The 15152-nt window shown below is 64.5% G+C and carries 7 protein-coding genes and 2 rRNA genes; 8 read left to right on the top strand and 1 reads right to left on the bottom strand.

Annotated features, from left to right (window positions below; translation table 11 throughout):
* From GYA95_RS19435 to GYA95_RS19400, 8 genes are all read left to right on the top strand, one after another.
* A 23S ribosomal RNA gene (locus GYA95_RS19435) occupies positions 1-1109 on the top strand; the annotation flags it as partial.
* A gap of 131 nt (positions 1110-1240) precedes the next feature.
* Positions 1241-1356, top strand: a 5S ribosomal RNA gene (rrf, locus tag GYA95_RS19430).
* 178 nt (positions 1357-1534) lie between these two features.
* Positions 1535-5017, top strand: coding sequence for an exodeoxyribonuclease V subunit gamma (gene recC / locus GYA95_RS19425; RefSeq protein ID WP_015271831.1), 3483 nt, complete (start codon positions 1535-1537; stop codon positions 5015-5017).
* A complete protein-coding gene (recB, locus tag GYA95_RS19420; RefSeq protein WP_015271830.1) occupies positions 5014-8691 on the top strand; it encodes an exodeoxyribonuclease V subunit beta in 3678 nt (1225 codons plus the stop codon). Before recC ends, recB begins: the two co-directional genes overlap by 4 nt.
* Positions 8688-10763, top strand: coding sequence for an exodeoxyribonuclease V subunit alpha (gene recD / locus GYA95_RS19415; protein WP_015271829.1), 2076 nt, complete (start codon positions 8688-8690; stop codon positions 10761-10763). The genes recB and recD overlap by 4 nt, the downstream gene beginning before the upstream one ends.
* Positions 10764-10958: 195 nt before the next feature.
* Positions 10959-11525, top strand: coding sequence for a YfiR family protein (locus GYA95_RS19410; RefSeq protein WP_043935908.1), 567 nt, complete (start codon positions 10959-10961; stop codon positions 11523-11525).
* A complete protein-coding gene (locus GYA95_RS19405; protein ID WP_015271827.1) occupies positions 11522-12793 on the top strand; it encodes a diguanylate cyclase domain-containing protein in 1272 nt (423 codons plus the stop codon). The genes GYA95_RS19410 and GYA95_RS19405 overlap by 4 nt, the downstream gene beginning before the upstream one ends.
* A 4-nt stretch (positions 12794-12797) precedes the next feature.
* A complete protein-coding gene (locus tag GYA95_RS19400) occupies positions 12798-13289 on the top strand; it encodes an OmpA family protein (protein ID WP_015271826.1) in 492 nt (163 codons plus the stop codon).
* 904 nt (positions 13290-14193) lie between these two features.
* On the opposite strand, the gene GYA95_RS19395 is transcribed toward GYA95_RS19400, so the two are convergent.
* Entirely contained in the window at positions 14194-15144 is a 951-nt protein-coding gene (locus GYA95_RS19395) for a LysR family transcriptional regulator (RefSeq protein ID WP_015271825.1), read from the bottom strand.
* Positions 15145-15152 lie beyond the last annotated feature (8 nt).

Genomic DNA, 15152 nt, shown 5'->3' with positions numbered 1-15152 from the left:
TCTGCAAACACGAAAGTGGACGTATAGGGTGTGACGCCTGCCCGGTGCCGGAAGGTTAATTGATGGGGTTAGCGCAAGCGAAGCTCTTGATCGAAGCCCCGGTAAACGGCGGCCGTAACTATAACGGTCCTAAGGTAGCGAAATTCCTTGTCGGGTAAGTTCCGACCTGCACGAATGGCGTAACGATGGCGGCGCTGTCTCCACCCGAGACTCAGTGAAATTGAAATCGCTGTGAAGATGCAGTGTATCCGCGGCTAGACGGAAAGACCCCGTGAACCTTTACTATAGCTTTGCACTGGACTTTGAATTTGCTTGTGTAGGATAGGTGGGAGGCTTTGAAGTGGGGACGCCAGTTCTCATGGAGCCATCCTTGAAATACCACCCTGGCAACTTTGAGGTTCTAACTCAGGTCCGTTATCCGGATCGAGGACAGTGTATGGTGGGTAGTTTGACTGGGGCGGTCTCCTCCCAAAGAGTAACGGAGGAGTACGAAGGTGCGCTCAGACCGGTCGGAAATCGGTCGTAGAGTATAAAGGCAAAAGCGCGCTTGACTGCGAGACAAACACGTCGAGCAGGTACGAAAGTAGGTCTTAGTGATCCGGTGGTTCTGTATGGAAGGGCCATCGCTCAACGGATAAAAGGTACTCCGGGGATAACAGGCTGATACCGCCCAAGAGTTCATATCGACGGCGGTGTTTGGCACCTCGATGTCGGCTCATCACATCCTGGGGCTGAAGCCGGTCCCAAGGGTATGGCTGTTCGCCATTTAAAGTGGTACGCGAGCTGGGTTTAGAACGTCGTGAGACAGTTCGGTCCCTATCTGCCGTGGACGTTTGAGATTTGAGAGGGGCTGCTCCTAGTACGAGAGGACCGGAGTGGACGAACCTCTGGTGTTCCGGTTGTCACGCCAGTGGCATTGCCGGGTAGCTATGTTCGGAAGAGATAACCGCTGAAAGCATCTAAGCGGGAAACTTGCCTCAAGATGAGATCTCACTGGGATCTTGAATCCCCTAAAGGGCCGTCGAAGACTACGACGTTGATAGGTTGGGTGTGTAAGCGCTGTGAGGCGTTGAGCTAACCAATACTAATTGCCCGTGAGGCTTGACCATATAACACCCAAGCAATTTGCTAGCGCAGATTGCGGTGGTGAAGACGAAACAACCGAAAGTTCGCAACATCACAAATATCGCATATCCGAATTCGCTGGGCTGTCCATCTGGACATTCTGGCAACAGAATTTCTTGACGACCATAGAGCATTGGAACCACCTGATCCCATCCCGAACTCAGCAGTGAAACGATGCATCGCCGATGGTAGTGTGGGGTTTCCCCATGTGAGAGTAGGTCATCGTCAAGATTCATTTCGCAAAACCCCTATCTGCACATGCAGGTAGGGGTTTTGTCTTTCTGGCCAATAAGCCCAGACCTGTACAACTCTCCTCTGTGGGAGCTTCAGCCTGATGGCACTCGGCCCTATCGGGCATCCGCGTGATATCGTGCCCTCTCAGCCCCCAGCGCCAGCCAGAGACCTCCCGATGCCCAACAGCACTCACCTCCACCCCGGCTTCATGATCGTCCACGGCAACCGCCTCGACGACCTGCGCAGCCTGGTGGTGAGCTGGATGCGTCGCTATCCCTTGGCACCTCTGGAAAACGAAATCGCCCTGGTGCAAAGCAATGGCATCGCCCAATGGCTCAAACTGGCGCTTGCCGAAGACCCTCAGGACGATGACCAGGGCGGCTGTGGCATCGCCGCCGCCATCGATGTGCAACTGCCAGGCAGCTTCATGTGGCAGCTTTACCGCAGCGTGCTGGGCCGTGACGAAATTCCCGAAGTCTCCCTGCTCGACAAGGCACCGCTGACCTGGCGTCTGATGCGTCTGCTCCCGGCTTTGATCGAACGTCCCCATTTCGAGCCGTTGCGACGCTTCCTCACCGACGACAGCGACCTGCGCAAGCGTTACCAGCTCGCCGAGCGCCTGGCCGACCTGTTCGACCAGTATCAGGTCTACCGCGCCGACTGGCTCAAGGACTGGGCCGCTGGCGAGCACATCCTCAACACCGCCCGCGGTGAACGCAAGGCGCTGCCCCCGGGCAACCGCTGGCAGGCCGAGTTGTGGCGTGCATTGCTGGAGGATGTTGGTGAGCAGGGCATGGCGCAGAGCCGTGCCGGCGTACATCAACGCTTCATCGAACGGATCAACAGCCTGAAGCAGGCACCTGCCGGTCTGCCGGCCCGGGTGATCGTATTCGGTATCTCCTCGCTGCCAGCCCAGGCCCTCGAGGCACTGGCCGGCCTGGCACGCTTCAGCCAGGTGCTACTGTGCGTGCACAACCCCTGCCGCCACCACTGGGCCGATATCGTTGCCGACAAGGACCTGCTGCGCCACCAGTACAAGCGCCAGCAACGCAAGCAGGGCATGCCCTTGCAACTGGACGACCAGTCGCTACACCAACATGCCCACCCTTTGCTGGCCGCCTGGGGCAAACAAGGCCGCGACTACATCAACCTGCTCGACAGCTACGATGACCCCGGCAGTTACCAGGGCGTGTTCAGCGACGGTCGAATCGACCTGTTCAGTGAGGGCTCGCCCACCACGCTGCTCAACCAGTTGCAGGACGACATCCTCGAACTGCGTCCGCTCGCCGAAACTCGTGAGCAGTGGCATCCAGTCGACCCAGCGAAGGACCGCTCGATCCGCTTCCACATCGCCCACAGCCCGCAACGCGAAGTGGAGATCCTCCACGATCAGTTACTGGCCCGGTTCAGCGCAGACCCAACCCTGCGCCCACGTGACGTGATCGTCATGCTGCCGGCCATCGATACCTACGCGCCACATATTCGCGCCGTATTCGGCCAGTTGCAGCGCAACGATCCGCGCTACATCCCGTTCACCCTGACCGACCAGGGCCAACGTGGCCGCGAACCCTTGTTGATTGCCCTCGAACACCTGCTCAAGCTGCCGGACAGCCGCTTTGCGGTCAGCGAAGTGCTCGACCTGCTGGATGTGCCGGCAGTCCGCGCCCGTTTCGGCATACGCGAAAACGATCTGCCCACACTGCACCGCTGGATCGAGGGTGCCGGCATCCGTTGGGGCCTCAATGCCGAGCAGCGGGCCAGCCTGGGCTTGCCTGCTGGGCTGGAACAGAACAGCTGGCGGTTCGGCCTGCGCCGCATGCTGCTGGGTTATGCCGTAGGCGTGGGTGAGGCCTGTGACGGCATCGAACCCTACGATGAAATCGGTGGCCTGGATGCGGCGCTGATTGGCCCGCTGGTCGCCTTGCTCGACGCGCTCGAAGTGGCCGGCCAGGCCTTGTCCGAGCCTGCCACTGTCAGCCAGTGGGGGGAACGCCTGCATGCCTTGCTGCAAGTGTTTTTCCTGGCCGAGGGCGAGCGCGACGAGTTCCTGCTGGTGCAGTTGCAGGATCTGCGTGATAGCTGGCTCGAGGTGTGCGAGGCCGTCGGCCTGCAAGACCCATTGCCGCTGACCGTAGTGCGCGAAGCCTGGCTGTCGGGCCTCGACCAGGGCAAGTTGTCCCAGCGCTTCCTCGCCGGCTCGGTGAACTTCTGTACCCTCATGCCGATGCGCGCCATCCCGTTCCGGGTGGTCTGCCTGCTGGGCATGAACGATGGCGATTATCCCCGCGCCCAGCAGCCGCTGGACTTCGACCTGATGGCCAGCGACTACCGCCCCGGTGACCGCTCGCGCCGTGAGGATGACCGCTACCTGCTGCTCGAAGCGCTGTTGTCGGCCCGCGACCAGCTGTATGTCAGCTGGGTCGGGCGCAGTATCCGCGACAACAGCGAACGCCCGGCCTCGGTGCTCATCGGCCAGTTGCGCGATCACCTTGCAGCCGGCTGGCAGCTGGCAGGCGCGGAGCAGGGGCAGCCGGCAGAACCAGGCGAGCAACTGCTGCACGCACTGACCCAGGAGCACCCGCTGCAACCGTTCAGTTCACGCTACTTCCAGAAGGGCAGCCCGCTGTTCAGCTTTGCTCACGAATGGCAGGTGTTGCACCAGCAGGGCCAGGAGGACCAGCAGGCTGACCCCGGCCTACCGCCATACCATGACGAGGAGGCCTTGAGCCTGACCCAGCTGAATGACTTCCTGCGCCACCCGGTGCGGCATTTCTTCAGCCAGCGTCTGAAGGTGTACTTCGAAGCGCTGGAAGCACCGACCCCGGACGAGGAACCCTTCGTCCTCGATACCCTGCAACGATACGGCGCCAGTGAAAGCCTGTTGGGTGCAGCGCTGGCCGAGCCGGACAATGCCGAACAGGCCCTGCAGGCGCAAGCCCGGCGCTTGCAGGGCTGTGGCGTGCTGCCACTGGCCGGCTTTGGCGAACTGCTGCAGCGCGAGCTGATCGAGCCCCTGCCAGACCTGCTGCAACGCCACCGCCAGCTATTGCAACGCTGGCCGCAGCTGGTCGAGGGGGCATTGCCCGTGCATTTCGAGCACGGCCCACACCGCCTCGAAGGGTGGCTTGGGCGGGTATTCCAGGCAGATGACCAGAGCCTGCTCAGCATCACCACCGTACCCAACACTATCAGTGCCGGGCGTAACGCCCTCAAGTGGCACCGCCTGATCGCGCCCTGGGTCACGCACCTGGCGGCCTGCGCGGCGGGCTACCCCTATAACAGCGCGCTGGTGGCTAGCGATTTGACCCTGCTGCTTGAGCCACTGCCGCAAGCGCAGGCGGCGCAATTGCTGGGCGACCTGCTGGTAGCCCGTCAGGCGGCGATGAATGCGCCGTTGCCGGTCGCGGCCAAGACCGCGTTCGCCTGGCTGGCCCAGGACGATAGCGACAAAGCCCTGGCTGCTGCTGCCCGCGCCTACGAAGGCGACGAGCGCACCAGCTTCGGCGAGCGCAGTGAAAGCATCGCCCTGGCCCGGCAGTTCCGCGACTTTGCCGCGCTCACCGCTGATGAAACCTTCGAAGGTTGGTGCGAAGCCTTGTACCGCCCATTGTTCAACGCCCCGTGGCAGACCCTGGGCAACCCGGAGAAAGGCGCATGACCCAGGACCGTCCCCTGGCACTGAGTTTCCCCCTGCATGGCAGCCAGCTGATCGAGGCAAGCGCCGGCACGGGCAAGACCTTCACCATTTCGGCGCTGTACCTGCGCCTGATCCTCGGTCATGGTGGCGAGCAGGGCTTCGACCGCGAGCTGCTACCACCGCAGATCCTCGTGGTGACCTTCACCGACGCCGCCACCAAAGAGCTGCGCGAACGTATCCGCGCCCGCCTGGCCGAAGCTGCGCGGTTCTTCCGTGGCGAGCTGGAGGCGGCCGACCCGCTGTTGCACCAACTGCGTGACGACTATCCGGAAGAAGCCTGGCCACGCTGTGCCGGGCGCCTGGAAGTCGCCGTGCAGTGGATGGACGAGGCAGCGGTATCGACCATCCACGGCTGGTGCCAGCGCATGCTGCGCGAACATGCCTTCGACAGCGGCAGCCTGTTCACCCAGACCCTGGAAACAGACCACAGCGAACTGCTGGGTCAGGTCATGCGCGACTACTGGCGGCGCTTCTGCTACGGCATGCAAGGCGACGCGCTGGCCTGGGTGCGTGGCCACTGGGGCAGCCCCGACGCCTTGCTGCCGCGGATCCGCCCGCTGTTCGGTCGCGTGCGCGTCCGGCACGATGGACCCGAGCCGGCGGCACTGATCCAGGCATCGCTGCAGCAGCGTGGCGAGCAGTTGGCCCGGCTCAAGGCGCCTTGGGCGCAATGGGCCGAGGAGTTGCGCCAGATCTGCCGTGATGCACTGGCCGCCAAACAGGTCGATGGCCGCAAGATGCAGGCCCGTTACTTCGAGCCCTGGTTCGACAAACTCTGCGCCTGGGCCGCAGACGAACAACTGGTGGAACTTGACCTGGGCACCGGCTTTACCCGCCTGACCCCAGCGGGCATGGCCGAAGCCTGGAAGGGCGAGCCACCCGAGCACCCGGCCCTCAATGCCATGCAGAGCTTGCAGCAACAGTTGCAGGCCCTGGACAGCCCGGATGCCCCATTGCTCGAGCATGCCGCCAACTGGGTATCGGCACGCTTCGAAGTGGAGAAGCGTCGGCGTGCGGAAATGGGGTTCGACGACATGCTCCTGCGCCTGCAGCAAGCCCTGGCCAGCGAGGCTGGCGAGCGCTTGGCCGGCTTGATCCGCGAACAGTTTCCGGTGGCGTTGATCGATGAGTTCCAGGACACCGACCCGGTGCAGTACGGCATCTTCGAGCGCATCTACCAGATCAGCGAAAACCGCGCCGAAACCGGCCTGTTCATGATCGGCGACCCCAAGCAGGCGATCTATGCCTTCCGTGGCGCCGACATCTACACCTACCTTGCTGCCCGCCGTGCCACCAGTGGTCGCCTGCACAGCCTGGACACCAACTACCGCTCCAGCGAGGCCATGGTCGCGGCGGTCAACCAGGTGTTCCTGCAGGCCGAGGCGCGTGAGGCAGGGCGTGGCGCATTCCTGTTCCGCGAGGCTGATGACAACCCGCTGCCGTTCATCGAGGTCCGCGCCAAAGGCCGTGGCGAACAGCTGTTGATCGACGGTGAAGCCTGCGCAGCCCTGCAATGCTGGCATCTGGAAAGCGAAGAGCCGGTCTCCGGCAGCGTTTACCGGCAGCAGCTGGCAGCCAGTTGCGCCAGCCATATCGTCGCCTTGCTCAATGGCGGCCAGCAAGGCACGGCTGGCTTCCAGAATGCCGAGGGCGAACTACGCCCGTGCCTGCCATCGGACATCGCCATCCTGGTGCGCGATGGCCATGAAGCGCAGATGGTCCGCGCCGAGCTTGCCGCGCGCGAGGTGCGTAGTGTGTACCTGTCCGACAAGGACTCGGTATTCGCCGCCCAGGAAGCCCACGACCTGTTGGCCTGGCTAAAGGCCTGTGCCGAACCCGACTCTGAGCGCCTGCTCAAGGCCGCCCTGGCCAGCCTTACCCTCGACCTGTCGCTGGCTGCGCTGGACCGCCTGAACCAGGACGAGCGGGTCTGGGAAGACTGGGTCATGCGTTTTCGCCGTTACCGCGACACCTGGCAGCGCCAGGGCGTGCTGCCGATGCTGCGGCACCTGCTGCATGACTTCCAGCTGCCGCGCACGCTGATCCGCCGCAGCGATGGCGAGCGGGTGCTGACCAACCTGCTGCACCTGGCCGAGCTGCTGCAACAGGCCGCCGGCGAACTGGACGGCGAACAGGCGCTGATCCGCCACCTGGCCGAGCACCTGGCCAGTTCCGGCCAAGCTGGTGAAGAGCAGATCCTGCGCCTGGAGAGTGACGAGCAGTTGGTGAAAGTGGTGACCATCCACAAATCCAAGGGCCTGGAATACCCCTTGGTCTACCTGCCGTTCATCTGCACCAGCAAACCGGTGGACGGCAGCCGCCTGCCGTTGGCCTGGCATGATAGCCAGGGCAACGCCCATCTCACTCTCACACCAGACCAGGAACAGATCGACCGCGCCGACGACGAGCGCCTGGCCGAAGACCTGCGCCTGCTCTATGTGGCCCTGACCCGTGCCCAGCATGCCTGCTGGCTGGGTGTCGCCGACCTCAAGCGGGGCAACCAGAAGAGCTCGCAACTGCACCGCTCGGCGTTCGGCTACCTGCTGGGAGGCGGCCTCGCCCTGCCGGGCCCGCAACAACTGACAGACTGGTTGCAGGCCTTGGCTGCAACTTGCCCGCACATCAGCTGCCCGGGCCTACCGTCGGCAGATGAGCAGGTATATCGCATGCCGCACGCCGAGCATGAGCTGCTGCCTGCCCGCAAGCCGCGCCGCGCGGCGGGGGCCGAGCATTGGTGGATTGCCTCGTACAGTGCCCTGCGCGTCGGCGACCAGACCCTCGGTGCCGACAGCTCCCAGGCCCAGCAGTTACTGGATGATGAAGTGGTCGATACCCAGGTGCTGCGCGAGGTCCCGGCCGACAGTGGCGATATTCACCGCTTCCCGCGCGGGCCCAACCCCGGCACCTTCCTGCATGGCTTGCTGGAATGGGTTGGCCGCGAGGGCTTCAGCCAGGTCAGCGGCAATGCACGGCTGATCGAGCGAACCGTTGGCCAGCGCTGCAACCGTCGCGACTGGACCGGCTGGATCCCCACCCTGACGCACTGGCTGCAGCGCCTGCTGGGCGAAGCGCTGCCGTTGCCGGGCAACCACCTCGGTGTGACGCTCGGGCAGCTGCGCCACTACCAGATCGAAATGGAGTTCTGGTTCGCCAGCCACCAGGTCGATGCCGAACAACTCGACCGCCTGGTGGCACGCCACACCCACCCCGGCCTGGCCCGCCCGGCGGCGCAGCCGACTGTGCTCAATGGCATGTTCAAAGGTTTCATCGACCTGGCTTTCGAGCTGGACGGGCGTTACTACGTGACTGACTACAAGTCCAACTGGCTGGGCCCGGACATTCAGGCCTACGATGCCCCGGCCATGGAAAAGGCCATCCTCGAACATCGCTACGACCTGCAGTACGTGCTGTACCTGCTGGCCCTGCATCGGCAGTTGCGCGCCCGCCTGCCTGACTACGACTACGACCGCCATGTCGGCGGCGCCCTGTTCATCTTCCTGCGAGGTGCCAGCAGCAGCGGCCACGGCGTTTACCACGCCAAGCCACCGCGTGAGCTGATCGAAAGCCTCGATGCGCTGTTCCGTGGTGAGCACCCGCCCGTGCAGCAGGACCTGTTTGCCGGAGCCGTGATATGAGCCGAAGCCTAGTCGACCTGTTGCCCACCCCGCTGCACGCCGAGCACCTGCTTGCATTGGCGCCACAGCATGACAGCGGTGACCTGTTGCAACTGCTCGACCGCTGGGTAGAGCGCGGCTGGCTGCGTGCCCTGGACCGAGCGTTCGTATCATTCCTGGAGGAGCTAGCCCCCGGTAGTGACCCACTGCTGTTGCTGGCCGCCGCCCTGGCCAGCCACCAACTGGGCCACGGCCATGTCTGCCTCGACCTGCAGCAGACCCTGGCCGAGCCCGATTTCGCCCTGTCCTTGCCGCCTGAAGGCGACGCCTTGACCGGCCCCTTGCTGCTGCCTTCGCAGTTGCTCGCCGACCTCGACCTGCACGCCTGGCGCCAGCGCATTGCCGCCAGTCCGCTAGTGGCCGCCGGCGATACTTCGGGGCAGCAAGCGCGGCCTTTGGTGCTCAGCGGAGAGCGCCTGTACTTGCGCCGTTACTGGAGTTACGAGCGGCGCATCGACCATACACTTCGCCAGCGCCTGACCCAGTCCGAAGCGCCCCCGGCCGACTTGCGTGGCCGCCTGGCGCAGCTGTTTGACGGTGGTACGCCGGCTGGCCAGGTGGACTGGCAGAAGCTCGCCTGCGCCCTTGCCACCCGCGCAGGCTTCAGCATCATCACCGGCGGCCCCGGCACGGGCAAGACCACTACCGTGGTACGCCTTTTGGCCTTGCTGCAGGCGCCGGCGGTGGAGCAGGGCAGGCCATTGCGCATTCGCCTGGCCGCGCCGACCGGCAAGGCGGCTGCGCGCCTGACCGAATCCATTGGCCAGCAGGTCGAGCGCCTGCAGGTCAGCGCCCAGGTGCGCGGGCAGATCCCCACCGAGGTCAGCACCGTGCACCGCCTGCTCGGCAGCCGCCCCGGTTCGCGGCACTTCCGCCACCATGCCGGCAACCCGCTGCCGTTGGACGTGCTGGTGGTCGACGAAGCGTCGATGATCGACCTGGAAATGATGGCCAACCTGCTCGATGCCCTGCCGCCACGGGCACGCCTGGTACTGCTGGGCGACAAGGACCAGCTGGCCTCCGTCGAGGCCGGTGCGGTACTGGGTGACCTGTGCCGGGATGCCGAGGAGGGGTGTTACTCGCCAGAGACCGAGGCATGGCTGGAGCAGACCGGTGGCGAATCGCTGGCGGGCATCGGCCTCAAGGCCGGCGATGAGCAACGTAATCCGCTTGCCCAGCAAGTGGTGATGCTGCGCTTCTCGCGGCGTTTTGGCGAAGGTAGCGGCATTGGCCAACTGGCCCGGCTGGTCAATCGCCAGGACTCCCACGCGGCCCGCAACCTGCTGGCCACGCCGCCGCCCGATGTGCATAGCCTGGCCCTGAAGCACGAACAGGACCGCGCCTTCGACCGCCTGCTGCTCGACGGCCTGAACCGCGGCAGCGACGGCCCGCAGGGTTATCGCAGCTACCTGCGTACCCTTGGCCGTTTCCGCCCGGCACTCGATACCGCCGTTGATGACCCCGCGTGGGAGCAATGGGCGGGCAAGGTGCTGCACAGCTTCGAAGACTTCCAGTTGCTGTGTGCGGTACGCCGCGGCGCCTGGGGTGTCGAAGGCCTCAACGAGCGGGTGGCGCGGGTACTGCACAATGCCGGGCTGATCGACAGCCAGCAGCCCTGGTACGAAGGGCGGCCGGTGCTGGTCACCCGCAATGACTACGGCCTGGGCCTGATGAACGGTGACATCGGCATCGCCCTGCGTCTGCCGGATGAGCGCGGCGAACCCTTGCTGCGCGTGGCCTTCCCGCGTAACGACGGCAGTGGGGGCGTGCGCTTCGTCCTGCCCAGCCGGCTGAACGAAGTGGAAACGGTATTCGCCATGACCGTGCACAAGTCCCAAGGCTCAGAGTTCAGCCACACCGCGCTGGTGCTGCCGGATGCGCTCAACCCGGTGCTGACCAAGGAACTGGTATACACCGGCATCACCCGCGCCAAGCATTGCTTCAGCCTGGTCGAGCCTCGTCAGGGTATTTTCGAAGAGGCGGTGGCGCGCAAGGTGCGGCGTATTTCCGGGTTGATGCTGGAGCAGGTGTAGGACCGATAAGGCCCTATCGCCGGCAAGCTCCCACAGGTGCAGCGCAGTTTTCAAGGGCTGTGGAGTCCTTGTGGGAGCTGGCTTGCCGGCGATGGGGCCATCAATCCCCATGCACAAAGCTGCTCGTACCTACATTGATGCGGCCATGTGCTATCGTTGCGCCGATATCGGAAAGGACCTTAAGAGATTTCCCACATGAACGTGGCCGCAAGGCGAGTGACGAGATGTGTGCTTTCGCTATTGCTGGCCGCCCTGTTCCTTTCCGCAGGTCCGGCCCAGGCAGACCCCGCCATGACTGCCGCCCAGGCGCAGCAACGTGCCAAGGCGGTCACCCAGGTGGTGTTGGGCATCTTCAGCTACGCCCGCTGGCCCGTCGAACCTTCGCCCTTGCGCCTGTGCCTGGTCGGCCCGACCGAATACGCCGATGACCTGATCAAAGGCCATGTGCAGGAGTCTGGCCGACCGCTGCAGGTGCGGCGGCTGCTGGCAGACGATAGCCAGGTCGCCCAGGCCTGCGACGCCATCTACATTGGCAAACTCGACCAGGGCCAGCGCGACCGGCTGTTCGAGCGCGTCAGTGGCCACCCGGTGCTGAGCATCAGCGAGGCAGACGACCCGTGCACGGTCGGTAGCCTGTTCTGCTTGCGGGTCAGCGACCAACAGGTAGCCTTTGAAGTCAACCTGGACTCGGTGGCACGCTCCGGCGTGCACATTCATCCCAGCGTGCTGCAATTGTCGCGGCGCCGGGCGGTGCAACCATGAAACCAACCCGCAAGCGCGGCGTGCGCCCGACCCTGCGCTCGGTGCTGGGCCGTGGCCACCTCAGCGTCGCCTTGCTCGCCGTGGGCCTGGCCGGCATATCCCTGACCCTGCTGGGCGTGCTCGCCTTGCGTGTCTACGCCAACGACAACCTGCACCTGATCGCCCGCTCGATCAGCTACACCGTGGAAGCGGCGGTGGTGTTTGACGACAGCGCTGCGGCCAATGAGTCGCTGGCGCTGATTGCCAGTACCGAGGAAGTGGCCGAAGCCAGGGTCTTCAACAACGAAGGCGAGCAGCTGGCGCATTGGCAGCGCAGCGATACCGGCGTGCTCGCGCGGCTGGAGGCGCAGGTGGCCACCGCCTTGCTGGATGAGCCGATCAACCTGCCGATCACGCACCAGCAACAGCAGGTCGGGCGCATCGAGCTGGTTGGCCAGGGGAGAAGCCTGTTGCTGTTCCTGTTCAGCGGGTTGGCCGGCATTCTGTTCTGCACGGTGCTCAGCGCCCTGGCTGCCCAGTACCTGTCGCGGCGTCTGCTAAGCGATATCGTCCGCCCGCTGCGCGGCCTGGCCAGTGTCGCCCACGCTGCCCGCCGCGAGCGCCGTTTCGACCGGCGCGTGCCGGAAGCGCCGATTGCCGAGCTCCACGAACTGGGCAATGACTTCAATGCCCTGCTGGATGAGCTGGAGGTATGGCACAGCCACCTGCAGAACGAAAACCAGACCCTGGCGCACCAGGCCAGCCACGACAGCCTGACCGGCCTGCCCAACCGCACCTTCTTCGAGGGGCGCCTGAGCCGCAGCGTGCGCAATGCCGAACGGCAGCAGGATCACCTGGCGCTGCTGTTCCTCGACAGTGACCACTTCAAGCAGATCAACGACACCCTCGGCCATGCGGTCGGCGACGAAGTGCTGATAAGCGTGGCCGACCGCGTTCGCGCCCAGCTGCGCGAGCACGACCTGGTAGCGCGCCTGGGTGGCGATGAGTTCGCCGTGCTGCTGACGCCTTTGCATTCGCGCCAGGACGCCGAGCACATTGCCGAGAAGATCGTTGCCAGCATGAAGTTGCCGGTGCAGCTGGACAGCGGTCGCAGTATCGCCACCTCGTTGAGTGTCGGTATTGCCTATTACCCGGATGACGGCGCCGACCCCGCCAGTCTTCTGAATGCCGCCGATGCGGCGATGTACCAGGCCAAGCGCAAACGCCGTGGCCATTGGCAAGTGGCGCAGACGGAACGGTCCGCCAGCGAAATCAAGAACAGGAGTTGAACCCGTGATACAGGCTTTGCGTTTCCCCCTTTGGGTCTTGTTGCTCGCCGTGCTGGGGCTGACCGGCTGCCAGAGCGCTCCGCCCAAAGGCCTGACCGCCGAGCAGATTGCCGTGCTCAAGCGTGAAGGCTTTACCCCGACCGACGAAGGCTGGGCCTACGATTTGTCCGGCAAGGTGCTGTTCGGCAGCGACCTGGACAGCCTCAACAGCCAGAGCCAGGCGATTGTCGAACGCATTGGCAAGGCACTGCTCGGCGTTGGCATCCAAGGTGTGCGGGTGGATGGGCATGCCGACTCGTCCGGCAAGGTGGCGTATAACCAGCAGCTGTCCGAGCGCCGCGCACAGAGCGTTGCCAAGGCGCTGGTCGGGGTAGGCATGCCGGCGCAGAACATCCAGTCCCGCGGGCTGGGCAGCAGCCAGCCGGTGGCGAACAACCGCACCAGCGCCGGGCGCACCGAGAACCGGCGGGTGTCCATTGTGGTGGCTTCCTACTGACCACAGCCTCCCAGGCCAGCATATCCGCGTGTAGGGGCGGGCTTGCCCGCGAAGCAGGCAACGCGTTGCCTGGCACCGGCTGCGCCGGTGTTCGCCGGCAAGCCGGCTCCCACAGGTACAGCACCTGTCTTGAATCCAGCACAGTACCTGTGGGAGCGGGCAAGCCCGCGAAGCAGGCGACTCGGTGTCTGGCACCGGCTGTTCCGGTGATCGCCGGCAAGCCGGCTCCCACAGTTACAGCACCTGTCTTGAATCCAGCACAGTGCCTGTGGGAGCGGGCAAGCCCGCGAAGCAGGCGACTCGGTGTCTGGCACCGGCTGCGCCGGTGATCGCCGGCAAGCCGGCTCCCACAGTTACAGCACCTGTCTTGAATCCAGCACAGTGCCTGTGGGAGCGGGCAAGCCCGCGAAGCAGGCGACTCGGTGACTGGCACCGGCTGCGCCGGTGTTCGCCGGCAAGCCGGCTCCCACAGGTACAGCGCCTGTCTTGAATCCAGCACAGTGCCTGTGGGAGCGGGCAAGCCCGCGAAGCAGGCGACTCGGTGACTGGCACCGGCTGCGCCGGTGTTCGCCGGCAAGCCGGCTCCCACAGGTACAGCACCTGTCTTGAATCCAGCACAGTGCCTGTGGGAGCGGGCAAGCCCGCGAAGCAGGCGACTCGGTGACTGGCACCGGCTGCGCCGGTGTTCGCCGGCAAGCCGGCTCCCACAGGTACAGCACCTGTCTTGAATCCAGCACAGTGCCTGTGGGAGCGGGCAAGCCCGCGAAGCAGGCGACTCGGTGACTGGCACCGGCTGCGCCGGTGTTCGCGGGCACGCCCGCTCCTACAGGTCCTGCGCATGCCTTGAATCCGGCGCAGACCTTGTGGGAGCTGGCTTGCCGGCTATGGGCTACGCAGCAGCCCCTCATTCCTGAGCAAAGCGCATCTCCCGTGTCTCCCCCATCAACAACGGTGCATTCGCCTCGGTCACCCCTCGGATGTAATCCCACAGCAGGGTAATCCGCTTCAACTTCCTCAAATCCTCCCGGCAATACATCCAGAACTGCCGCGTCACCTCGATCTCCTCCGGCAGCACCGTCACCAACCGCGGGTCCTGTGCGGCGAGGAAGCACGGCAGAATTGCCAACCCACGTCCTTGCAAAGCTGCCGTGTACTGGGCAATCACGCTGGTACTGCGCAAATGCGCGCTGGCGCTGGGGATCAGGTTGGCCAGGTACAGCAGCTCCGAACTGAACGCCAGGTCGTCCACGTAGCTGATGAACGGGTGCCTGGCCAGGTCCGCGATCTGGTTGATCGGTGCATGGCTGTCCAGGTAGCCCTGGGTCGCGTAAAGCCGCAAGCGGTAGTCGCACAGCTTGCAGCACACATAAGGCCCATGCTCCGGCCGCTCCAGGGCGATGACGATGTCCGCCTCGCGCTTGGACAGGCTGATGAAGTGCGGCAGCGGCAGGATGTCCACCGAAATCGCCGGGTAGGCATCGACGAAGTGGCTTAGCTGCGGGGTGACGAAGAAGCTGCCGAAGCCTTCGGTGCAGCCCATGCGCACATGCCCCGACAACGCCACGCCCGACCCGGATACCTGCTCGCAGGCCATGTGCAGCGTGCTCTCGATCGACTCGGCATAGCCCAGCAAGCGCTGGCCCTCGGCGGTGAGGACAAAGCCGTTGGTCCGGGATTTCTCGAACAGCAAGGTGCCCAGCGCCCCCTCCAGCGAGGTGATGCGCCGCGACACAGTGGTGTAGTCCACGCTCAGGCGCTTGGCGGCGCTGCTGGCCTTGCGCGTACGCGCCACTTCAAGGAAGAACTTCAGGTCGTCCCAGTTGAGCGCGCTCAGGGATGTAAGGTCTTTTTGCATGATGATCC

This window comes from Pseudomonas asiatica (genome assembly GCF_009932335.1).
Classification (GTDB): Bacteria; Pseudomonadota; Gammaproteobacteria; order Pseudomonadales; family Pseudomonadaceae; genus Aquipseudomonas; species Aquipseudomonas asiatica.
The sequence above is the reverse complement of the archived record's forward strand: the minus strand, read 5'-3'. Positions and strand labels throughout refer to the sequence as shown.